The 23,551-nt window shown below is 60.7% G+C and carries 18 protein-coding genes; 3 read left to right on the top strand and 15 right to left on the bottom strand.

All coding sequences use genetic code 11. From position 1 onward, the window contains the following. The first annotated feature begins 2 nt into the window (after positions 1 to 2). A complete protein-coding gene (locus A37W_RS21635; RefSeq protein WP_157236480.1) occupies positions 3 to 1,274 on the top strand; it encodes a glycosyltransferase family 2 protein in 1,272 nt (423 codons plus the stop codon). A 9-nt stretch (positions 1,275 to 1,283) separates the two neighbouring features. On the opposite strand, the gene A37W_RS21630 is transcribed toward A37W_RS21635, so the two are convergent. The 5 genes from A37W_RS21630 to A37W_RS22830 all read right to left on the bottom strand — a co-directional run bounded on the left by A37W_RS21630 (position 1,284) and on the right by A37W_RS22830 (position 10,156). Continuing rightward, on the bottom strand, positions 1,284 to 2,267 hold the full coding sequence (locus A37W_RS21630) for a glycosyltransferase family 2 protein (protein ID WP_018303226.1): 984 nt from the start codon (positions 2,265 to 2,267) through the stop codon (positions 1,284 to 1,286). 972 nt (positions 2,268 to 3,239) lie between these two features. Then, positions 3,240 to 3,473, bottom strand: coding sequence for a hypothetical protein (locus A37W_RS23745; RefSeq protein ID WP_156169355.1), 234 nt, complete (start codon positions 3,471 to 3,473; stop codon positions 3,240 to 3,242). Between the two features lie 121 nt (positions 3,474 to 3,594). After that, positions 3,595 to 6,852 carry a glycosyltransferase gene (locus A37W_RS23570; RefSeq protein WP_086017000.1) on the bottom strand — a complete coding sequence of 1,086 codons (3,258 nt, stop codon included), beginning with the start codon at positions 6,850 to 6,852 and terminating at the stop codon, positions 3,595 to 3,597. Positions 6,853 to 7,073: 221 nt separating this feature from the next. After that, positions 7,074 to 9,035: an acyltransferase family protein gene (locus A37W_RS22835; RefSeq protein ID WP_081617104.1), complete on the bottom strand. Its 1,962-nt coding sequence runs from the start codon at positions 9,033 to 9,035 to the stop codon at positions 7,074 to 7,076. Further along, complete coding sequence (locus A37W_RS22830; protein ID WP_018303221.1) at positions 9,032 to 10,156, bottom strand: glycosyltransferase family 2 protein; 1,125 nt, start codon at positions 10,154 to 10,156, stop codon at positions 9,032 to 9,034. Before A37W_RS22830 ends, A37W_RS22835 begins: the two co-directional genes overlap by 4 nt. Before the next feature lie 251 nt (positions 10,157 to 10,407). Between A37W_RS22830 and A37W_RS21610 the strand changes: the two genes are divergently transcribed. Next, positions 10,408 to 12,216 carry an ABC transporter ATP-binding protein gene (locus tag A37W_RS21610; protein WP_169337579.1) on the top strand — a complete coding sequence of 603 codons (1,809 nt, stop codon included), beginning with the start codon at positions 10,408 to 10,410 and terminating at the stop codon, positions 12,214 to 12,216. Between the two features lie 95 nt (positions 12,217 to 12,311). Next, positions 12,312 to 13,499 (top strand): glycosyltransferase, encoded by a 1,188-nt coding sequence (locus tag A37W_RS0111665; protein WP_081617102.1) that lies wholly within the window; start codon positions 12,312 to 12,314, stop codon positions 13,497 to 13,499. Between the two features lie 52 nt (positions 13,500 to 13,551). Here the strand turns inward: A37W_RS0111665 and A37W_RS0111660 are convergent, their stop codons facing one another. The 10 genes from A37W_RS0111660 to A37W_RS24555 all read right to left on the bottom strand — a co-directional run bounded on the left by A37W_RS0111660 (position 13,552) and on the right by A37W_RS24555 (position 23,462). After that, entirely contained in the window at positions 13,552 to 14,580 is a 1,029-nt protein-coding gene (locus A37W_RS0111660) for a hypothetical protein (RefSeq protein ID WP_018303218.1), read from the bottom strand. A 16-nt stretch (positions 14,581 to 14,596) separates the two neighbouring features. Further along, positions 14,597 to 16,078 (bottom strand): lipopolysaccharide biosynthesis protein, encoded by a 1,482-nt coding sequence (locus A37W_RS21605; protein ID WP_018303217.1) that lies wholly within the window; start codon positions 16,076 to 16,078, stop codon positions 14,597 to 14,599. Between the two features lie 37 nt (positions 16,079 to 16,115). After that, positions 16,116 to 17,309: a glycosyltransferase family 2 protein gene (locus A37W_RS21600; protein WP_018303216.1), complete on the bottom strand. Its 1,194-nt coding sequence runs from the start codon at positions 17,307 to 17,309 to the stop codon at positions 16,116 to 16,118. A gap of 58 nt (positions 17,310 to 17,367) precedes the next feature. Continuing rightward, entirely contained in the window at positions 17,368 to 17,811 is a 444-nt protein-coding gene (locus tag A37W_RS23740) for a hypothetical protein (RefSeq protein WP_157236478.1), read from the bottom strand. Further along, entirely contained in the window at positions 17,808 to 19,253 is a 1,446-nt protein-coding gene (locus A37W_RS0111645) for a GMC oxidoreductase (RefSeq protein WP_047772250.1), read from the bottom strand. Before A37W_RS0111645 ends, A37W_RS23740 begins: the two co-directional genes overlap by 4 nt. 4 nt (positions 19,254 to 19,257) lie before the next feature. Then, positions 19,258 to 20,490, bottom strand: a complete 1,233-nt coding sequence (locus tag A37W_RS21595; protein ID WP_081617100.1) for an acyltransferase family protein — start codon at positions 20,488 to 20,490, stop codon at positions 19,258 to 19,260. A 160-nt stretch (positions 20,491 to 20,650) separates the two neighbouring features. Next, positions 20,651 to 21,067 carry a thiol-disulfide oxidoreductase DCC family protein gene (locus A37W_RS0111635; RefSeq protein WP_040753943.1) on the bottom strand — a complete coding sequence of 139 codons (417 nt, stop codon included), beginning with the start codon at positions 21,065 to 21,067 and terminating at the stop codon, positions 20,651 to 20,653. Beyond that, entirely contained in the window at positions 21,048 to 21,266 is a 219-nt protein-coding gene (locus A37W_RS23735) for a hypothetical protein (RefSeq protein ID WP_156169353.1), read from the bottom strand. Before A37W_RS23735 ends, A37W_RS0111635 begins: the two co-directional genes overlap by 20 nt. A 58-nt stretch (positions 21,267 to 21,324) precedes the next feature. Then, a complete protein-coding gene (locus A37W_RS0111630) occupies positions 21,325 to 22,695 on the bottom strand; it encodes a hypothetical protein (RefSeq protein WP_018303212.1) in 1,371 nt (456 codons plus the stop codon). 419 nt (positions 22,696 to 23,114) lie between these two features. After that, the gene (locus A37W_RS24555; protein ID WP_211206631.1) at positions 23,115 to 23,462 is read right to left on the bottom strand and encodes a calcium-binding protein; all 348 of its coding nucleotides are present in this window, start codon (positions 23,460 to 23,462) and stop codon (positions 23,115 to 23,117) included. Between the last annotated feature and the right edge of the window lie 89 nt (positions 23,463 to 23,551).

Below are 23,551 nucleotides of genomic sequence, written 5' to 3'. Positions count from 1 at the left end.
GTTTGCAGATCGAAGGCGGTTCCGATCGTCGGCAGTCCGGCGATTTCGCCGTGCCTCCACTCGTGTCGGTCATCATGCCGAATTACCGCGGCGCTCCGTTCCTGCAAGCGGCGATCCGTTCTGTTCTCGCTCAGACTTACCGACAGATCGAACTGATCGTTGTCGACGACAACTCGCAGGACGGCAGCGCTGAGATCCTCCGACACGAGGCAGCCTTGGATGCACGGCTAAAGCCGATCACGCTGGGCAAGAACTTGGGACCGGCTGCCGCTCGCAACGTCGCCCTCGATGCGTCCAGCGGGACCTGGATCGCGGTGGTAGATTCGGATGACCTTGTTCATCCGTCGCGTATCGAGCGCCTTCTCGCTGCAGCGGACGCGATGAACGCAGATATGATCGCCGACGACCTCGTCCCTTTTGGGACCCCGACGGCAGCCGGTCGGACCGTTCTGGGTAGCCGCGCAGACTCACTTCCGCAGATCACGGCCGTCGACCTGCTGCTGAGCGATATGGGATTTAGCGGCACGACTTCTCTCGGTTACCTGAAGCCGCTAATACGCCGCGATTGCCTTGCCAATTTGCGCTACGACGAAGTCCTGACGATTGGAGAGGACTTCGACCTTTGTCTGCGTCTTCTCCTTGGTGGCGCAGTATACCGGTTGATACCTGATCCCAGCTACCTTTATCGCCGGCATTCCGAATCTATTTCCCACCGCCTTTCTGTGGATGCTCTGGATCGCCGGATGTCGGCGATGGATCGAATCGGCAAGGATCGCGTGATCGACCGCGAAACCCGCCACGCCCTGGACCGTCGCCTTCGTCTACTCGGCCAAGCATGTCGTTACGAGCGCCTCGTCGGTCAGATCAAGGGTCGGCGTGCGTTTGCCGCTCTCGCCGCCCTTGTGAAATCACCGCGGCTCGCCTTGCATCTCCTCGACAGCCTCATGGATCGCAGACGGAGAGCAGCCCACCTGGCCCGGTCGGTGCCGGAAACGGAAACACGGCCGATCCTTCTCGTGGGGGCGGGCATGCCGGCTCCGCCGGACCTGCCGGCGACGACGCTGAGACTCGATGTCCCCCCGCCGCCCGGGCTCGACGGTGGCGCGATCGATCGGTATCTTGCCTGCAGTCTGGCGACAGAACATTCGAAGGGGGTCCTCGAGCTGCACGTGGTCGGAGCGGCGGGAGAACGCGCCTTGGGCTACCTGCCGGATCCCGAGACTTCGCGTATAGTGCACTACGACGACACCGGGCACCGGATGCCTGACGGATAGACATAAAGTCTAACTCAGAAGCAGGCGGAACCCCTCCTCCGACGCTTCCTTCGCCGCCGTCGACGATATTCTAAGCTTGTCCCGTGCGATAGCCGCCAGAACGGGCCCCGGCCGGCCCGGCCGGCCGAATGCATAGGTCAAGGCAGCAAACGCGCCGCGGTTGCGTTTGAAGTCCAATACGCGCCGATGGTCGAGTCGGACCCGGATCTCCTTTCGATATGCCCGGATCGCGGACACTAGGCCGGGATCCGTTGCTGCGTCGAGATGCCGACCGAATACTTCGTGCAGGTTTAAAAGATCCTCCGTCGTGTGCCGCGCGCTGAGCGAGGACTCGCGGATCATTGCCAAGTAGCCGGGAGCGCGCGTCAGCCTCATGCGCGCTCCAGCCAGAAGCATTCGCAAGTAGAGGTCGTAGTCCTCGCCGAGGCGAAGCGTTTCGTCATATCGCAGTCCGTGTTTGCGAAGAAAATTGAGCGAAAGAACCGGTTTGAGAAATCCCAGTTCGCCGCGCGCCAAACCATGCCGCCTTAGGTTCCCCCGCACAAAATCTTCTGCACTGACGTTGGCGAAGCCTGGAGGGGAGGAGCCCCAGTCGCGGCGTATCACCTCGTCGACTTTGTCGGGATTGGCAAAAACGATGTTGTCGGCGATGATCTCCGCCGCGCCGGCCATATAGAGTCGCGACAACCGTGACGGCAGAAAAAGGTCGTCAGAATCAAGAATTGCGATCCGGTCGTGGGCCGCCTCGTCCAATCCCCGGTTCCTCGCAACGGCCGGTCCGCCGTTCCGCTGCATGGCGATCAGACGGACGCGGGCGTCGGACCCGGCGATTTCGGTGACCACGTCTCGCGTACCATCCTGCGAAGCATCGTCAATGACGAGAACCTCTGCGGTTTCCGGTTGAAACAAGGCCGATTGCACGGAGCGACCAATAGTTGCCTGCGCGTTGAACGCTGCGATGATGGCCGTAACGTCGGCGATGGTCTCAGTCATTTCTCTTTTTTCCCATAACGGGTCCTGGACGAGACCCACTCGAGACCGGAGCGCAGAGCCTCAGATCGGATGCTTGCGATCGCATCCCTGAGAAAGGGCAGGGGACGCGAGCCGTTGAGCTGCCACAGCAAGTAGCGCTGACGGTGCAGGGTCGGCCCCAGTTGAGTCGGATTTACGACTAGCAGGGCAAGTCTCTTCAGAGGTCATTCCGAGCAAGGCGAGGCGATCTGATTTTCCTTGAAGAACGTAGAGCACATTAAGCGCGAAATCGAGAGTCGAGCGAAGGCGGAGAAAGTCTGCCCGCCTCTCCATGCGGTGCGCGGGCCTGCTGCGGCGACGGCGGCCGCGGAGATCATCAAGTGAGACCTAGAGGACTCGTGCTTTGCCAGGCCACAAACCGAGCTCATCGCGGCCAGGAGCGCGCCGTCGGTGGGGGCGGGGTAGGGATAGGTAACGCCCTCGTGACTGACCGACCTGCTATTGTTCAAGCAATGGACTGACCTCGGACAGCCCAAGTGTTCCTAGCTGCCTTAGGCCGTGGTGAAGGTCAACGCCCCATAGCGGTCGGTTCGAACGAAATGCTGTTGATGTAGCGACTTGACCAGCCACCGCTGGAGGTGTGCTTCGTAGGGCTTGAGCCCCATCCTGATGAGGCACTGCCTCGCCGCGGCGAGGCCGCGCGAGTGGGTGAGCGAGCCGGTCTGCCGTCCGGCGGTGAGCGGCAGAGGATCTCGATCGCGCGGGCCATGTAGCGGAAACCTTCACTTCTGATCCTCGACGAAGGAACATCGGCTGTGGAGAGTTCAACCAACGTCGGATCGGGCAGTCGATCGGAAACTTGGATCTGACGTGGCCGTGCTGCTCATCAAGCACCAGACATCTATGCTGTCCTATTCTAGCCGGGTCTTTCGGATAGCCGACGGGAACATCTCGCTCGAGACGATAAGCGAGGTGACGGATGGGTCCGCCTGATCAGGCGAGTCCGCCCGTGTCCCTCTGGTGACCCTTAACCGCACCACTCGACGATCTGTGGACCTTACGCAGGACGATCATGGTAATGGCGAGGGCGTAGGCGACCTGCACAAGGACGATTGTGGAGTAGACGAAAAGCACCGTCCTGAGGGTCGAGAAGCCTGCGACCATGCCGGCAAGAGCAGCAAAACTCGCTGCTACGATGAGACCGCAGATGAAATTTCCCAGCGCCATGTATTAGCTACCTCAGGTTGCGAGGTGACAATATGGCAGGACAGTTATTAACAAAACGTCAAAATCTGGAGGATAAACAAGGCGCGGCGGGTGAAACGTCGTTGCAACACTCAGTTGTCCACTACCCAGACGTCTTCGGATCACCACCGTAGATTTCTACGGTTCCATACCCCGCCAGCGCGGTCAGAACTCCAATGTGAAGACCGCCGCGAAGGATCGCCTGTTTCCGTCTGCCTTCGACGAATGCGAAGATCGCCGTCGCTCCCATGCACCATGCTATCTTGAGAAGCGTCACGAGGAAGTGCCGGACAAGCCCGACGGCATCTGCACTCTCCTTCAGAAGGCCGCCGTGGGTCTGTCCCATCCTGAAACGCCGCTTCAGGAGCCAGCCGAGCCGCGTGCGTTCCGGGGGCACCCGCTCATAAAGAACCGCTTCACGCGACAGAGCCAGTCGTGCACCGGCCCGACGTGCCATTTCAAAGAATGCCGTGTCCTCGCCGCCTGTCCGACCGCGAGCAAGATCGAACCGTAGTCCTCTTATCGGCGGTGACGACAGATCCATTAGCACATTACAGCTGTGGCCAGCGATTGGCCGCCCGTCCGGGCCCAACTCTGGATCGGTGTCATGAATTCTCCGCCGCCGCATCCAGGCAGGCGCATCCGGTTCGTAGACTGCCCTGACCGGGCCGACAACGACATCGCAATCGCCACCAGCCAGCCGTGACAGAAGGGCGGAGATCCATTGTTCGGGTGACCGTTCATCGTCGTCGAGAAACGCGAGTCTGTCGATGCCGCGGGACATGGCGGTATCAAGAATGGCGTTTCTCGCGATCGATATGTTTCGGGCGGGTGCATGGAGGTATGTCACGTCATGGCGCGAGCGAGCGGCAAATTCCTCGACGAGCGATTTAGCCGCTGGTGACGTTTCGTTGTCGGCCACGACGATCGAGATCGTGACGCCTTCGGGAAGAATTTGCGTTTCCAAGGACTCGAGCGTGTCAATGATCTCGGGACGGCAGAACGTACAAATCCCGACGAGGACGGGCCCGGGCGCGGCCGGCGCGATCTGTCGCAGCGGTGCCGATGCGGAACTGCCCGTGTCTGGACGAGGTCCGGCCAAGGTCTGTTGCCAGTAGCCGATCGACCAGGAAAAATGCATCAGAGCTGCGATCGGACCTGCGAGGAGAACCGAGAAGTCTTTGCACGAAGCCGCGACGACTGCCCCACCAACGAGGCAGGCCGCCAGCCAGAGCGAGGCTGGTATGGCCAGCAGGTAGGCCGCCTCGGCACCTGCCGCCCCGACGATGAGCCCGGCGAGTGCAAATCCGACCGCTGGGGCCAAGGATATCATTGCGAGCTGGCGAAGCCTCGGCCGGACGCGGTGCTTGGCAAGTGTTCGCGCCCGCCCACGCCCAAAGTTGAAGTACTGCCGGCCAAGCGCCGAAAGAGTCCGACGCGGGACGTAGTTCAGTCCCGTCCGCCCGGACAGCCAGATCCGGTGGCCCGCTTGCCCGATCCGCAAGTCCAGCTCCGCGTCCTCGTTGTGAGAGAAGGTCTTGTCATAACCGCCGACGCTTCGAAAGATTTCCAAACGCATCAGCGCGTGATGCCCGTGATCCACGAAGGCGCCTTTTCCAGCTTTGCGGTGAGCCGAGCCCCCGTTCCCGATCGGCGAATTCTGAGTAACGGCGATCACGCGGTGCAATGCAGTTTCTCCGACCGCCGTCATTGCGACCACCACACAATCGGCGCCGGTATCCTCGGCATCTTCCAGAAGCTTCTCAAGGTAGTCGTCCGGATAGCCGGCATGGGCGTCCATTCGGAGAAGCCATTTCATACCCTCTCCGAACCTGGCCACCGCAAGGTTCACTCCTGCGCCCTGCAGGCGTTCCGAGTTGTGTATCAGGTGCACCTCGGTCTCTGTCGCTGCCGACGCGCGGGACTCGACGACAGCCTGAGTGCCGTCGGTCGATCCGCCATCCGCAATCACGAGCCTCCCCTTGCCACTGCCGAGGCGCCTGATCTGCGGAAGGATCTCATCGATGACGCCGCTGATATGGTCCACCTCGTTGTAGGTGGGCACTACGACAAGGACGCTTTCTGTACCTGGTTCTCCCGACCCATGGGCATCAGCGGGGGCGGTGGTCAGGTTCCCGGCGATCGTGGCGGCCCGACCCCGATTATCCCGATCACTCGGCTGCGCGTCCTGGCCAACTTCTGCGGTCTGCGGCTTCGGTCTCGGTCCGGTCGCCGCGGAGTGGCCGGTGAGGACACGTACGAGCTCGCGGCACTCCGCCTCGCTCGCGACCCAGGCATCCCTTGGAATGGCTTGGTGACGGCGCTGCAACGCCTGAAGCGTCTCGGCGGTGACGTTGCGCAGGATCTTGACGGTAGCTTCGCTGGTCGCACTCGCCAGGACGAGCCCGATGTCGTCGCGTTCGATGCGATGACCGATTTCGGTCCCATTCAGGCCGATTGGCGGGACCCCGGTCAGTCCGCTTTCGTAAAGCCTGTTCGGTAGTAGCCATTCGGAATTGGCGCCGGCCTCGTATCGGTCCACCAGCCATGCCAGGTCGACATCCCCATAGATGTCGGGAAGATCAGCGGGGTAGGCGTAAGGCCCCCCGAACTCCAGCTGCGGGTTCGCGTCGATGATCGAATGGAAGTCGGGAATTTCGTCTAGCGCGGGGCGGCCCCTCAGAGATACCGTCACCTGCTCCGGCATCGCGCGTGTCACTGCGTCGAGGCAGTGCAACGAGAACCTACAGCGAAGGACGCCGAACCACCCAATGCGGATAGGCCGGGTGAGAGACGTATCGCGAGGGCCGGGAATGAGCGCGTCGGGGTTCGCAGCCCAGACCTTGTTCTCTACCAAGCTGACCGGCGCGTCGCATTGGCCATAAGTCAGGAAATAATTTTCTACGAAGGCCGGGGAAGAAACGATCAGCCGATCGACTTCGCGACAGAGGCGGCGTTCGACGCGCCGCATCATCCTTGCCCTGACACCCTCGCCGATCATCATGCCATGAATGTCCAGCACCTCGTATACGAGAGGGAGGGGCCGGCGACCAGCGAGACGTTTACGGAGAGGCGCCGCCAAGGCGAGAACCTCGAGATTCCGGGCCATAATGACGTCGGGACGAGGCCCGGTCAGCAGCGTGGGGTTCATAGCAAGCCTGTTCCTCAGAACAACCGCGACTCGCTGCGCCATCCTCGCGTTTGCCGTCCTGCCAAGTTCAATGGCTGGACGTGGCAGGGAGCCGGAACCGCGGCGGAAGCCTGCAATCCGCACCTCGGCCCCGCCGGCCTCGAGCATTTCGACGCGCCGCCAGACGGCTGGATCGTCGAGGTTATGCACCAGATAGAGAATACACGGCATTTCAAACTCGCTGCTATGGCGGTCAGTCCCCGTAGGACGTACCGTTAGAAGCACGACCGCGCCAAATGCGTAATCTACAGAGGGTCCGGTGGTTCTATCGCACGCGCAGGATCCGGAGTCTATCGGACGACTGAGCTACCCCACGGGCCAACATGATCGTATCAGGAAATTGTCGCGTCGGTACGTCCGGGCCCTAGCTGGGGTCGGACGATCTAGTTCGCCTAAGAGTATTTCTTGCGAACAGAACCGGCTCTTACGAGAGCTTTCTGCAGCGGTTTTTCAATGAGACGATGAGAGAACCAGGCGACCGCGACCGTGAGACCGCCGACGCCGAGCAGGACGAACAGGCTGGGCTCTAGGTCGAAGCGCGTGGCGATCCAGCCCCAAAGTATCATGTGGTACAGATAGATCCCATAGCTGATCCGCCCCAATGCGGGCAGGAGAGTGCCTTTCGGGAGGGGAAGTTCGTTCCGCGTTGCGGCTATGACCAGAGCCCCCAGCGGAATGATCGAGAGCGTCTCGCATAGCTGCCACAGCCAGGGCGCGTCGAGGACGGCCGGGAGGAGCGCGACTCCCGCCAGCGTCGGAGACAACAGTATCCCGGCGCGAAGCAGTAGCGGAAGCGGCATCAGGGTCATCAGCGCCCCCATCCCGAGTGCGTCGAAAGAGGCCGGCGGGAGCACGTTGATGAAGGAATCGAAGCCTGCGGCCAGGGCCACGACTCGAAACGCGACGGCCGCCAGGATGAGGCCCAGTACGGCCAAGATCTGGTAGGATCTCGGCAGAAAGAGGAAAATCAGGGGCCAGGCGACATAGAATTGAGCCTCGACGTTCAAGGTCCAGAAATGCCCGATCGGCCAGACCGGCCCCCAGTCTCCCAACCGGTAGACCAGAAAATTGGTGATCTGGGCGAAATGGAACTGCCACCACTGCCGCGCTCCAGTCGAATCCAGAAACAGAGCCAGACCCAAGGCCAGGAAGAACGCGGGCAATAGGCGGGCCGCCCGTCGCCAATAGAAATCGGTGAGGCGCGGCCGCTCGATCAGCTGCGCGGTGATCAAGAAGCCGCTCAAGACGAAGAAGGCCCGAATTCCCAGATGGCCGAATTCCGTCGAATTCAGCCACAAATGGGAGAGAAGGACGAAACCGGCCGCGACCGCCCGGATCGAGTCGATCTGCGGTCGGTAACCCTTTGGCAGAGTGACCTTACTGCGAGATGCCCCGGTTAGTCTCTCTTTGATGTAGGCGCCCGCTCCCGAGATGTTTCCGCGCAGTGTTGACTGATACGTCAGCTTGTTCCGCGTGTCGAATGACGGACCCCCGAATCTCTCTCGCACGGCGCTGCGCAACGTCCAGTAGAAATGTTTTGCAAGCCAAGGCGCGGTCCTTCTGTATTTGACGTACAGAGCGCCGTTACCGAAGGCATAGCCGTAGTGGAGCTTCGCGACCTCGTCGTGGGAGCGGCGGCCATGATAGTGCCGGACAACAATTTGAGGAAGGCACTCGACCGTCACGCCGGCCTCGACCGCACGAATGAGGTAGTCCGTGTCTTCGCCCGACCGGAGCGGCGTGCCGGCGCCCAGATACTCGTCGAACCCCCCGAGGCGCTCGAGCGTCGCGCGGGTCATCACGCAGTTGCATCCGGGAACGAAGCCCCCGGGGTGAACGTCGCGCCTGTAGACCTCCCGCTCATCCAGCGGCCGAATGGTGAACGGCAAGTCCAGCGGATCCCCGAGCTCCACTCGTCCGCCGAGTAGGAGGAGCGCCTTTCCTTCGTGGCCATCGGGATAGTTTGACACAACATTGTCCAACGCCTTGAAATAGTCCTTTCTCAGACGACAATCATCGTCGATGAGGACGATCACGGACCCTGTACAGGCCGCGAGCCCGACGTTCCGAGCTGCGGAGAGTCCGGGTCTCGCAAGCTGGATGACACTCGCTTCGACCCGATCGCCCCGCCAACTCCCGGCGGTCCCGCTGGGCATGGATGCCCGCCGCTCGGGCAGCACGAATTCGCCGCCTGGCTCAGGGGCGTTGTCCACGATGATGAGTTCGATCTCGACAACGGGATAAACTGCCGACGCCTCCAATATTGAGGCATAGCACTCCGACATGGCGCGAGGCCGATTGCGGGTCGCTACTATGACGCTGACTCTAAAATCGCTGGACCCGGGTCGCCTCATGGCTGCCCATCAGGCGCCAGGGACCGCAGGTTATCGAGTTCGGGCACGAGTTTTCCCGCGCGGGGATAACGTATCCGAGCGGCTAGACGATCGACTTCCTTCAAAATGGCGAAGCCGGCTGCGCCGGGCCATCGCCATTGTAGGCTGGCTGCGAGCAACGGCCGCTCCCGGCGGCGGATGAACTTCCAGGAGTTGGACGCTTCGAGGAAACGGCGGGCGAGGTCGAACCGGCCAGCATCGGTGTAGCTGGCATAAATGAAGTAGATCGTGGTCAGGACGGCCTTCGAGTATGCCGCTTGCTCGTCCTGCGGCTGCGATCGCTCCAGCGCGACCAGCCTGCGCACCATCTCACCAGACCGCGCGGCGGAGTCTTCGGTCCCGTTGTTGAAGACATCTGCAAAGCCCGTTCCGGCAGCGTCGGGGTAGTGCCGTGCGAGCGATTCCTCGAGGATGCGAACGTGGGTCTCTTCCATCTGCTTCCGTCTCCGGGCGGAGACGCTGCCGGCGTGCAGCCTGTAGGCGAGATGCGGAACAGGCAATTGCCGGATATTTCCGACCTCTGCCAGTCTGCGGAACAGATCAAAATCCTCGGCGTGCGGATAGGCCTTATCGTAGATCGGCTCGGGACCGGCTCGCTCCCGGTCGATCATGACCGTCGGGTGCCGAAGCGAGGTGTAGAATCGCGAGGCGATCCTCAGTTCGCGGTGACTTGTCTGGACGTCGGGGTCGGCCGGAATGGCCCGCCCGTTTGGAAGCAGCGTGACGAAGTTGGTACCGCAGACCACCAGATTGGGGTCCTCCGAGAAAGCGTCGAACTGCGCGCCAAGACGGGATGCGAACGCGAAGTCGTCCGCATCCATCCGCGCGAGATATCTGCCGGAAGCCATCCCGATGGCTTCATTGAGCGTGCTGATCAGACCGCGGTTCTCGCGCCGCATCGTGCGCAAACGCGGTTCTCTCGCCTTCCAACGTTCAAGCACTTGGCCGGACCCGTCGGTCGAACCGTCGTCGATGGCAATGATCTCGAAGTCTGAATGGGATTGGGCCGAGAGGCTTGCTGCCGCCGTCGGAAGGTAGTCCACTGCGTCGTGCACTGGAAGAATCACGGATATGAGTGCCATTCGAGGTAAGCCATCCAATCCGCGAGATAGAATGTTTCAAAACACGTCTTATCGACGTTGCTCAGATCCGGCATAGGGTCAAGCTCTCTCGCGCGGCATCATCCATTGGTAACCGCTCTGTGAGTGGAAGTGGCGAGAGCCAAAGGTCGTTAAGCAACCTAGGGGTGTGTCTGATGTATCCGAACGAGATGGCACGGCCGAGGTCCCGACCGGGTTCCAGGTTCGCGGCTCGCCTCCTGGCAAGCTTGGGCGTGCATCAGGCCCTCGATCCGATTCTCACACCAGTTTGGAAATGGTTTCCCCCGGTCATCGCGCTCGGCCTGATGGGAACCGTGCTTGAAGGGTTGGGAATCGGACTGTTGGTTCCCCTTCTGGAACTAATCTCGCAATCCGCAGAGGCACCTTCGCGAATTCTGCCCGGACCACTGGATGGAATGCTACCTCAGGAGAACAGGGCGCTGTTTCTTGGCGTCGCAATCGTAATCCTGATCCTGCTTAAGAATCTCGTCGCCTACGGGAACGCCACCCTTCTGGCGTGGATCTACGGTCATTCGGGGGACCGTCTGCGCCGGCAGCTGACGAAATCTCTGCTCGACGCAGACAGTCTGTTTCTGAGTCGTGAACCTCCGCACCGCGTCCTGAATGCGATCTCTAACGAAAGCTGGCGGGCCGCGGACGCGGTGGGCAACCTTCTTGCCATCTCGGTCGCCGCATCGGCGAGCCTGATCTTCGTTATCTTCCTGTTCGCGCTGTCTCCGACTCTCACGGTCGTGGTGCTGTCGGGACTGATTCTGGTCCAAGGTGCCATTCAACGCCTTACGGCCAACTTCCGGCGGCAGGGTGAGGTCGTGGCCGCAAAAAACAAGAGCCTTGCGGCGAGGATGCTGCACCTTGTCGAAGGCTGGCGGCTCATACGTCTCTACGGCAGGCAGGACATGGAGAGCGATCGCTTCGCCGGAAACTCAGACGAAGTCAGGCAAGCGGTGTTCTCGTTGAGCCGCGGGCAGGCGGCGCTTGGTCCGCTGACGGAGGTCGCCTATTCCCTCATATTCTTCATGGCCGCGCTGATAGCGTGGCGCATCGGCATTCCATTCCCAGTCGTGGCGACGTTCATCGTCATGCTCTACAGGCTGCAACCGCAGGTGCGTTCCATCCAGACCGCGCTCGCTCAGCTCAGGGGCTGGTCCGGCTCGCTCGATGAGGTGGCTTGGCTGTCACGTGCGGGAACCGGCGCGGGCGGCCGCACCACATCGTCTTCGGGTCCACGACCCGTCAAGTCTCGGCTGAAAGATCGGATCGCTCTGGAAGACGTGGACTTCCGTTATGGCGCCACCGACGAGGGGGGGCTGAAATCCGTGGATTTCGTCATTCCGGCCGGCAGGGCGACGGCCATCATCGGCCGTTCGGGATCGGGAAAGTCAACCGTCGTCGCTCTTCTTTGCGGCCTTTATCGGCCGACACGTGGCCGCGTGACGGTCGACGGCCGGGACCTGATGGATGAGGACCTTGCGGGCTGGCTGTCACGCGTCGCCGTTGTGGGACCCGAATTGGACCTGATCGAAGGCAGCGTGGAGGAGAACATCCGTTACGGGGATCCCCACGCCGATCGAGCCGCGATCGAACGGGCCGCCGAACGGGCCGATGCGTCGGACTTCATCAAGTCTCTGCCCGGAGGATATTCCTACGAGGTGGGACACCGCGGGAGCAACCTCTCGGCTGGACAAAGACAGCGCATCGCGCTTTCACGGGCCCTCGTTCGGGACCCCGACGTCCTGATCCTGGACGAGGCGACGAATGCGATGGACGTCATGTCCGAAGTCACGATCCTCGATATGCTCCGCAAGCTGCCGGGGGGCCTTACGACCATAATCATCAGCCACACCGCCGCCGTAATCTCGTCATGCGACGAGTACATTCTGCTTTTTGACGGTCGGGTAGCGGCCAGTGGAAGCACGGAGGGATTCGACACGGCGAGACTCATGTCGCTTCTCCATCCTGAACCGTTGCGGCCAGGCAATGTCGAGGGTAAGCGTACCGGTCTCGTCGGTCAGAATGAATAGACACTACCGATCCCGAGGTCACAGCCTTTTGCCGAGTAAAGCCGCGCAAGCCAGGCCAAATCAGGCCATATTGTAAAGATTAAGGTGTGAGTTGAATGCCCGAGACTGAAGCGAAAGACAAAGAAACGGTTTCTGCAATTGTGCCGACATTCAACAGGTCGGCGCTTCTCGCCGAATGCTTGGACAGCCTGCTTTCGCAGACCCGCCCACCCGATCAGATCCTCGTTGTCGACGACGGCTCGACGGACAATACGGCCGAAATCGTTTCCCGCTACGCACCGGCGGTCTCCTACGTAAGAAAGGAGAACGGTGGAAAATCAAGTGCACTGAACCTCGCTCTTTCCATGGTCACGGGAGACTACGTGTGGATCTGCGACGACGACGATATCGCCGCGGCAGGGGGGCTGGAGGCGATGATGCGGGGGTTCGCCGAGAACCCAAGCGTCGCCTACGTATTCGGCGATTACCGAAGCTTCCAGGTTGACGATACCGGTGAAAAAATCTTCAGCGATCCTGATTACCGACGCCGCCATGAAGAGCCGAATCTGAAGATCAATTTCCTCGAGGGAATGTTCATCCTGCAGTTCGCCTGCCTGGTACGCCGCGAAGTCTACGTCGCCTTGGGAAATTTCGAAGAACAGCTGATCCGATCCCAAGACTACGATATGATGCTGCGGTTGAGTCAAGCCTACGCTGGCGCCTATGTGCCTGAGATCATCTTCTACTACCGCGAGCATGAGGCCGAACGCGGTAGTGAGTCGACCGTGTTTGATGCGTCCGAGAGCGTCGACAAATGGTTGGCATACGACCGCATTATCTTCGAGCGGCTCCTGGCCGACCTTCCGCTCGACGACTTTACGCCCACTTTTGCCATCGGCCAGCCTAACGGCCAGCGGGCGGCGTTGATCCAGCGTGCCGTAATATTCGGAAAGCGGGCATTCTGGGAAGTGGCCGCGGAGGATCTGGGCGCTGCGGAACGGCTTGGAGATGACAAGCTCACGATGGAGGAGAGCCAACTACTCTACTCCGTGATCCATCAGCCGGAGATTTGGCGGACGCTGGAATTGGATGACGCTGCGATCAACAAGTTGTCCGAAATCTACGGGCGGTCCGATCTCGGACGTGAAATCGTGTCTGATTTTCTCCGCCCCACCGTCTGGATTATTCGCGACAGCATAACATCAGGAAATCTCGCGGCGGTCCGACAGTTCTGGTCCATTCTCTTCAAAATTGCTGGCGTCGGCACGCCGGGCGTCATTTTAAGGAGGCCGAATGCGGCCTGAGCGGTCGCATCACTAGGTGAACTGACGGAGGCCGTGCGGTATCTACCGGTCGTCAGTCGCCGATGGCGGGGCGCTTGACGACGTTCTTCAAGCGCGCATAGCTCTCTTCCCCTAGAAGCCCTCGCGCGATCTCCTTCATCCGCTGCTTCGAAGTTCGTCGAGATTCTCGAAGTCTCGACGGCATTGTTCTGAGTTTCTGGCGCAGGGCAGCCGGCGTCAGAGGTTCGGCATAGTACATTTGTTGAGATTCGACACAGAAGACGGGCTTGCCCGAAATCCGCGCTATGGCTTCGGCCTGCGCCGGTTCGCTTTCGATGAAGAGCTGAGCGTCGGAATTTCGATAGACGCTCCCCTTGAAACTGCCATGCGACTTGAGGCGCTGCCGTTCCGCCTTGCTCGGAAGATCCAGCATGACGAGCTCGCCATACTCGATCCGGTGCTTCTTCAACCATGCCTCGGTTGAGGTACGGTACTTCTCGAGCCGACTTGTCACCAACGTGCCGAGGCGCTTCGTGGGAACGTGCAAGGGAAGCGCGCGCGAAATGAAATCCTCGTAGCGTGCGCCGTCGTCGTTCTCCTCCTCCGTCGGATCGAAGCACAGGACCCCATCGATATCCACACAGCTTCTTTCCAGAACTTCATGGTGCATGAGGTTCCATTGGAATACGCGTGGTCTTGCCACAACCTCGAAGACGAAATCGGCTTCCTTGTGATCTGGCTGGGCGCCATAGACCGCCGCCATCATCACGTTGTCGCTCAAGTGGGCGTCCTCGATCCTCTTTCTCGCGGCGAGCATTGCCCGCCCGCCGTTGATACTGTCGTCCAGCACCAGTATCCGCCGCATGTCGGAAATTCCCCGATCCAGGGCCTCCCGTCGCTTCGGCGAGACGCCGGACGTGTAAATCTTTCCCTCCAGAAAACTGTCAAGGTCAGTCATCGGGATATTCGTCACAAGGCAAAACAGGTTTGCGGCAAGAATTCCGCTTCGCGGAACGCCGACGACGAGATCAATATCCTTCGGCAAGCGGTGCAAGTTGCGAACGATCGTATCGTTCATATCGGCAATTGAGCGGTACTGCATGGCGGTCTCTTCTCGATTACTTCGCCGGAAGCGGCAAACGGCGCAGCCCAGCGGCAAAAATTAGGGCCAATTCTCGAAAGGCCTGTTTGCCCGAAGCGGTCAAGGCAGCGACACAGGCCACGGTAATATATGCCATCAAGGTCGCGGCGATAAGGTGATGCGCTGGCGATGCAGGTAGGTGCTGATGCATCAGCCAAAGAATTCCGACGGCAAGATGGGCCCCAAAAACGAACGGCCAGCATTCGGTCAGAATGTCTCGGGCTCCGATCGGGCCCTGCCGGCCGACATACCACCAAAGAACAGGTGTTTTAAGGTATTCGCTGATCGCGTAGGCGACCGCTACGCCGACCGCGCCCCAGAAGATCCCGATGGAGAATGCAGCCACGGCAAGGCTGGCGGTCGCGATCCCAAGGTAGAGGAATTCGCGCGACCTACCTTGACTGATGAACAGCCAACCTGCGGGATTGTTGAGGGGCTGGACCAGGCCGGCGAAGCCCAGCGCAGCGAACATTGCAGCGCTAGGACGCCATTGCTCGCCGAGCAGGAAGGGAACGAGTATGTCGGCAGATGCTATTCCCATGGCCACGCCGGGCAGAACAAGGAATAGGACGAGCCGGATTACGCGCAAGTAGGCGACACGGTACCTGGCCGGTTCCGCCTGCATCCGTGATAGCGTCGGCACCATCACTCTCGACAGCGGATTGGTGATCTGTTGCAGCGGAAACAGAAGCAGCTTGTAGGCCCGCTCGTAATAGCCCAATTCCACGCCGCCCCAGACGCGCCCGATTAGAACGTTGTCGAAGTTTCTCGCAAAGAAGTTCGACAGGCTGAATCCGGTGAGATCGGCGCCGAACACGACCATCTGCAAACCATCCGAGGCGAACCCCGGCCGGGTCGGGCGCCAGGGGTTGCTGGTGATGCTGCAGATCAGCATGACCACGGCGGTCGCGGCTGAGGCTCCCCAGAGGGCCCAGTAGGTTGGTGACAGCCATGCCCAGACGATCGCGACGACGAGATTGGCAACGCCGGCCAACGTCTCGATGATCGCAAGACGATCGAACATCATCCGTCTGTTGAGGAGTGCCAGATGTTGGGCGGACGCACCAGTCAGCAGGACGGGCAGAGCCATGGCGGCGATCAGGGGTCCTATCCTCGGCTCTGCATAGAAGGCCGCCGCGAGCGGCGAGATCAGGATCACGATCAAGGCGACCGCCACGCTTGCGGCTATGTTGATCCAGAAAAGGAAATTGACCTCGTCGTGGCCGATCCGCTCACGCTGGACCGTCGCTTGCGTGAGGCCGAGGTTCTGGAAGAACCCCATGAAGACGATGATCGGCGTCGTCATCGCGACTAGCCCGAAATCGTCGGGCGACAGGAGTCGCGACAGTACGATGACAGAAACCATCTGAAGGACGATACGGATCGCCTGCGCCATGCCCGTCGAAAAGAGCCCCCGGCTAACGGATTGACCGGTCGGCCCTTTGGGCGGGTCGAACATGGAGAGATGGGGTGTCAGTCGTCCTGCTCCTGTCTTATCACTGCCCGGCTGGCCGACCTGAGACGAGGCTCGCGCGGATCCGACGGAGGGCACCCGCCGGTCCGAGGACGAAGATTAGGGTCTGCAGGAAACTCGCGGCTTCGCGCCGCAGACCCTCTCGCAAGCTTTTGCGGGCATTCCAGACCAACGGACGCATGGCGGCAGACACGATGAGACGCGCGTAGTCGCTCCGGCGGTGGAGGTCCCTCAAGCGTCGCATTGCGGCCTTATCCTTCTGAAGGGCAATGAGCGCTAGACGCGCTCGAACGACGGATTCAGCGATCTGGATTTCGCCTCTCGAGGGTAGTGTCCCGGCAGGTGCCAAGGATGCGCACGCCTCTAGGTCATCGAGCGCCTCGGACCACATCATCCGCTGCGCGAAGATCAATCCTCGCTGCAAGAGTTCGGACCGCTTGGCGTCATCCCCACTCCAATCGCGCGCGAAATAGGGTCGGAGGCTTGCAAGCTCCAGGCTGGCAGTTGCGTCCCGCGTAATCTGCGCGCCGAAGCGCGCCCACTTGCTTAGGGCCTCGTCGGCTTTGAACCGCGCGCTTGCGGGCCCCCGATCTCCGCTGTGGATCCGCTGGAAGAAGATGACGTCGGGGATCCGGACAGGTACGCCGTAGCGAGCGAGGCGGATGTTCATCTCAAAGTCGATCGAGCGGGGCAGGTCCGCTCGGAATGGACCAACGGCCTCGTACGTTTCGCGCTTCACCAATTGGGCGAACTGGAAGGCGAAAGTCTCCTCGAGGCTTTGGATCAAGAAGGAGTCTTCTCCCTCTCGCCCTTCGAACGGCGCGTCCTCGAAGACCCGCCCGCTAGGCGTGTCACGGAACCTCTTGTAGGTTCCATAGACGAATGGTGCTTGGGGATGGCCCATAGCACAGTCCAGCAGACGCTCGAGCCCTAGCCGGTCGGCGATGTCGTCGTCATCGCAAATCCAGATGTAGTCCGTCTGTCCCACGACGGAGAGGCCGTGGTTCAGTGCCGCCGACTTGCCGCTGTTCTTCTGCGTGACGAAGTGGATCCGGCTCGCGTAGGACCGAAGCCTTTCGACCGTATCGTCGGTGGAGCCGTCGTCCACGACAAGCACTCGGTCGGGGGGGCGGCTCTGCTCAAGGAGAGAGTCTATGCAATCGACCATCAATGCGGCGCGGTTGTAGGTCGGAACGATTGCCGTGACGTGCGCCATCAGTGAACGACCGGATGCACCGGCGGTCGACCGGGCGTCAGGGATGAGATGGGAATGGTCATGCCGCGAATTCCGCAAATGGATTCTGGCATGGGGTCGGTCCCAAGTAATAAACCTCTTCCTGCGGGTCTTCTCTGTACCCAATCGTGGTATAGAGGTAGAAATCGCCAAGGAGATGGCGGTCGAACGCTTCGAGCCGTCGATTGTATTCGGCCGGCAGGATCCGACGCGACATCTCCGGCAGGCCAACGATATGAGCTGCCTCGTACCCGGAGGCGAGCTTACCGTGAGGCACTTGCCAGCCCCGTCGCTCTGAAAACGCATTTGCAAATTGATCAAGGTCGTCGTCCGGCATGTTCAGGTGTCCCAGATACCTCTCGAGAACCCTACGAAAGAGATCGGTCATCGGGACATCCCGTCCGATCGCCACTCCGGTGACGGCTCCTGCCACGATGAGGCTGGTACCCGCAGCGATGACGGCTCTGCGCGTTGGCTGGGTCATTTCAGAAGCATCCTTGCACTCCGGATGGACAGGGCAGCGGCCGTAAGGCTGGGGTTGGCGCAGGAACAGGTGGGGAAGGTCGACGTACCGACCACGACGAGATTCCGCAATCTGTGATGAACCATGCCTGCGTCCACGACCGAGTCGTTCGCATCCGTGCCCATCCTCAGCGTACCTTGCAGGTGAGATTCCGTCTCGCGGTACCCGTGGAACAGTATGTCTTCGACGGGGAGGGGAGACAGCACGTCACCGAGCCGCTCTTTTGCTAGGGACATTCCGTTTCGGGCATAGTCAGACGGCCCGACGTAGTCCACGTGTGCGGTGCCCTCGCCATCGATGGTCACGGCGTTGCGATCGTCGAGGAGGTCCTCTGTCACCACCACCAGCGGTAGCGTCTGCCTCATCCGCCCCGGCACGGCGCGCATGCCGTGCGACCATCGATTCTCAAAATAGATCATCGCGGCGCCGACATCGCTGCGATGTGCGCCGTCGTAGAGCGAGAAGTCGAGCCCTGTCGTGATTGTGCTGCCGTCAAAGTTGTCGATGCCATCCAAGGTCGCCTCGAATGCCGCGCCAAGAGCTTCATGCAGGCCCAGCCCCGTCTTGCCCCCCCCCAAACCGGATCGGAGCAGGATGGCCGGGCTCTGGATGGCATTTGCGCCGAGAACGAAAAGATCTGCTTCGATCCGGTAGTCTTGCCCGCCCGATCGGAAGCGGACCGCCGAGACCGTGTTGCCTGCGCTCTCGAGTTCTCGGACTTCGGCTCCTGTCAGTGTGACGACGCGGTCGTTCTCGAATAGTGGCATCAGGCCGTTCTGAGCCGTGAACTTCGCGCCGATGGGGCAGAGGTTGCATCGCATCGACGCGCAGCAGGCCGGCCGCGTATCCGTCGCCAAGCGCGCACGGGCAGTGGGCATGATGAAGTGTGTTTCGGGACGGGCTTCTTTCATCAGGCGGTCCGGCAGGGATGGCCGGTGTGGCGGCTGCGGGAATGGCGCCGATCTCGGCATGATATGGGCCATATCCGCGTCGCCGGACACCGACATTATCCGCTCGGCCTCGACATAGTACGGCTCAAGTGAGCCGTAATCGAGGGGCCAATCGTTGCCGACGCCATAGGCCGATTTCAGTCGAAAGTCCGTCGGATGCATGCGCGGAGTCTGGCCGAACCAGCAATTAGTTCCGCCTCCAAGTCCGATAGTGTAGTTCCAGGCCTTGCCGGACGAGCTCCTATATGTGTTCTCCGGCGGAAAGGTGGAGTTTCTTCCGTTTTCGAGCTGCCAGTCGAGCGTGTTGTAGTCGCCCCATTCCAGCACGAGCACTCGTGCCGTCGGATCGCCTTCCAGTAGCTCGCCTAGAAAGAAGGCCGATCCGAAACCACTCCCGATAATGACGACATCGTATGACTGGCCGATCACAGCGTCCGGGTCGGTGGTTAACACGCCATCATCCTTTCGAAGTTCCGAGGGAACGGATTCGCGAGCACAGACGCAGCGTCGGAATGTCGATCAGTCGCGTGAAGATTTCGGCCAATGCGAGGCAGATCGCGAGGAATATAGCCGCGATCAGAATCGTGCCAAAGCTCGTGTCAAGGTGGAGGTGCGCGACGACGGTGTAGAGGATAGGCACATGAACAAGATACAGCCCAAACGACACCCGCCCGAGCCAGAGGAGAATCGGCGAGCTGAAGGGCCGCGCGGTGGCCGGGGAAATCAGCAGGCAAAGGATCACGAGTGCGGCCGCGAAGACGTGGAGGTAGCCGCGCGAGCCGCCGATACGCCAGTCCGGTGGCACGTGCGGCAGACCGACCCGATCGTGGAAGCCGCCCCCCGGAAAGGCGAGCAACAGACCGGTTACGAGCAACAGGACGAATGGCACGGTCGCGTTCCATCCGACTTCCGCCTTTCGCGTGAACATGCCGACCCGATGACCCTCGTAGAGAATCGCCCCTAGGCCGAAGGCGATGTAGGACGGCTCCGTGAGACTGGGGAGCACGACGCTTCCGATCACCAGCATCGCAAACCGCGGCATTCCCGACGTCAGCATGAAGGTCAGAAGAACTGCGAACGAGCCGAACAGTTCGATCTTCAAGGTCCACAGAGCGTTGTTCCAGCGGGAAAATCCATGCTCGAATATCCCGATCATGCCGTTGTACACCGCTCTGACAGGAGAGCCAATGTCGCCTTGGTATGTGTACTCAAGCCATCGCGACGAAAACTCCGGATCGTTCCGCAGCTCGCTCGTGGCGTTGGGCAGCATCGTCAACAGCGCCCATGCCAGCAGGCAGCTGGCCGCGGCTGGCAGCGCAAGGCGCAGGTAGCGCGCGACCAGCGCACGCATCACTGTTTCGCGTCGCCTGTCCGCGCTTCGCGCGATCACGAACCCGGAAAGAACGAAGAAGATCGCGACGGCGAAGGCCCCGTTGACCGCGAGGTTGATCGGCGTGTCGACAATGGCATTCGGCGCCTCGGACATCGAGGGCGTCAGTCGCGGGTGCGCAAGACAGAGATAATGGTAGATGATGACCACGAACGCCGCAGTTCCGCGCAGACCGTCCAACACGGGAAGTCGACCCGCACCGCCGGTGGAGTTCGTCGCGGTCTCCCATCGGCCATCGTCTCGCCAGCCTTTCGGCGACACGGGGGCCGCGATCTGCTCCGGAGTAACGATGTCCCTCACCCTCTAACAAGATTGCCGCCGTCAAAATGGCTTGCCGGATCGGCGCAGACACCCCACCACTCGGACTCCCGTACCGCGTCTTCATCCGGCGCCCTACCGATTCCGAACGGAATCGGATGAAATCGAGAGGGTGGATGCAGGTTTGCCTCGTTCAGAACCGCTACCCCTCTTCGTCGGGTGGGGCGATCTGCCGGCGCCCCCGCGCAAGAAGCGTGATGCGGCGACCGGCTTTTAAGACCGGATAGATCAGCCTCGCTAAGGTGCCATTCGAGAGCACAACTTGGTTCATCCGGTTGGCCAGCCCCGAGGAGGATGACAGCAGTGCCATCTTGTGCACCGCGTCGGCCCCGTGATGGACCGTGCCGTTGTGCACGAATAACATGCCCTCGTTGAGGTCGTACCCCTGCCTCTGGAAGGCCCGGACCCTGTGGTCGCCGCTCCTGGCGTCGATAAGCTCGATAGGCCCGACCGTTTCACGTAGGCGGACGAACCTGACGTAGTTCTGACAGAACACGCACTCGCCGTCGTAGACTATGAGCGAGGCCTCAGGTACGCCGCTACTGCTCGTCGATTTCATTGTCGAACCCTGCGATCTCGACATCGCAATGCGCATAGAATCCGCATCCGGTGATGACCGGCAAGTTGGCGATGGCGCTGACGACACTTGCGGCGATGGCCACGGCGAAACCAAGCAGACAAATCTGTTTCATACGAATGGCGAACGATGACCTGACTGTGGGCGAGTCGGCGAATCGGCCGAAGGCGGCACGTTCCATTCTAACGTCTTCCGGCATTTTCTTGCTCCCAGGTGGGCATGTCCGCCATGGCGACCGGTTAGTGAGTGCAGACTTTGGGCCTTTCGAAATCCACCAACTTGAAAGGCAGGAGGTTGCGTTCGATAAGGCCAGGCTGCACTGCGAAATTCGCTCGCGTCACTGCTTCGTGCAGGGTCCCGTCCAGTTCGTAGCTGACCCAGGCGTCAGGGTTCTGCCGGAGGTAATCTCTGAGCGCGAACAGCACAACCTGCTGACCATCCTCGGCACGCTGACGCATCGGCCCGTCCGAGGCGTCGACTATGCGCACGACGTCTCTCTGATAGCCAAACAGGTACGGGGGCTCGTCGAAAAGAAGGTGGTTGGTTTGTCCCCCCTCGGTATGAAGATTGGAGAACATGTTGATTGAGCTCTCCGTCTTAAGCCCGAGATATGGCGACAGACAGGACAGGAAGAAGAGTGTCGGAATGACGAAAAGCCAGGCGGGCTGACGTGCCGAATGCCTGCCAGTATAAGGAAGATGTCTCAGCGCCGACTCCGCCAGAATGAACATGGCGACGGAACCGAAAACGGTCCACATCAGGATGCCGATGGAGTGGCGCATCAGCCCCCAAGACCGCTCTCCATAAGCGAAGTCGAGCACGACGACCACTAGAATGGCTAGACCGAAAACCGTCAGTCCGATCAGTTCCTTGCCGAAGGGAGCCGCCCGACTGGCGACGGCAGAAAAGGCCGAATGGACCGTGGCATGGGCCGTTGCGCTGACCTCGCGCGGAATGCTGAGGACGTATAGCGCGAACACGAGGCTCGAGAAGTCCATGTACCAGGAGAACGCTGAAATCGGGATGATGAAATGAAAAAGCAGAGCAAGAAGGAAACCGACTGCAAAGTATTTTCGCCAATACAGCGAGATGATGGCGATGCCCTCGATAATGAACGTCGCATAAATGGCGAGGTAACGACCATAAATATTGTCTTCGAGTCCGAACGGGCTGGCGAGCGGTGCGTAGAGTCCGACCGCGCAGCTCACCTCCGGATCTAGGAAATCGGTGTTGATCTTATGGAAGATGCCGTAGAAGTACATGATCGCGAGCAAAGCCCGTGCGACGACCCGGATCTGCTCGTATAGCTGCTCCCGGTCAATACGACCGTCACTGGACTTCCAATAGAGATAACCGCCGCTCAGCAGGATCGCCAAGTCCATTACCATTGTGATGGTCTTGTTGTTGGAGGCGACAGGCGAGCGAAGCGCGTACAGTACAACGACAAATGCCGCCAGCGCGAAGAGCAATGCGCTACTATGGGGTCGGCGGATCAGCAGGATGCTCAGCAGGACGATGCCCCAGGCGGGCAGTGCGTACAATAGGCCCTTGTCGAAGTTCAGTGCGCCGTAGTCGCCGCCCATGCTGAAGAGTGCTGCGATTGCCCACATGGAAGCGAAGGCCGTAAGCCCGCCTAGATTTTCCGTAACGTCGCGCTGATCGCTCTGGCCGGTCTTTCGTACAGGCCAGCCACCTGAATTTTGGAAGACTGTTGCCAACCCTCTGCCCCCCCCCCGTGTCCATACGTCGTATGCCGGGGTACAGCTTCACACACAATCTCGGAAGTTTGACACCTTGAGCGGCATCTTTCAACGCTCAGAATATTAACGAACTGTTTCGGAAAGCGCCGCTGGTTAGTGATCGTGCTGGGAGATCATATCTACCATGGCATCCTAGTACCATCCGAGACCGGTATTGGCAGGAACCGTGTCAGAGCCGATAAGCCCGGCAAGCACCCAGATATCTCGATCTGCATCCCTGTCCTTGGCTATCAAAGGGTCATTTTCGAATTTCGTTATTACGGGCCATGTCAAATGAACTCGAAGTTATACGCGACAAGGTCCGAAGCCTGCAGTCCCGCAAGCAACACGGCGTCGCCCCCGCCCAGCGTGACGAGAACGCCCTCGGCCGTCTCGGTAAGCGTCTCGTAACCGGCGTGGTCCTCGAAGCGGAGCACCTCGCCGCCGCTGCCGGCTTTGAAATCGCCGATGGTGTCCACGCCGTCGCCGTCCCGGAAGACGAACAGATCAACGCCCGTCCCGCCCAGCAGCACGTCGTCGCCCGCTCCGCCGATGATCGTGTCGTCGCCGCCGCGCCCGTCCAGCGTATCCNCGCCGCCGANACCGGCGAGGATGTTTCGCCCGCTGTTCCCGGTCATGTGGTTGCTCGACGCATTCCCGGTTCCGTCGAGACTGGCGCCGGAGCGCAGGTAGAGCCGCTCGGTCTCGGCCGAAAGCGTCCAGTCGA

It is taken from the genome of Wenxinia marina DSM 24838, from assembly GCF_000379485.1.
In the GTDB taxonomy this organism is placed as follows: domain Bacteria; phylum Pseudomonadota; class Alphaproteobacteria; order Rhodobacterales; family Rhodobacteraceae; genus Wenxinia; species Wenxinia marina.
This window is presented reverse-complemented; position numbering and strand designations above follow the sequence as displayed.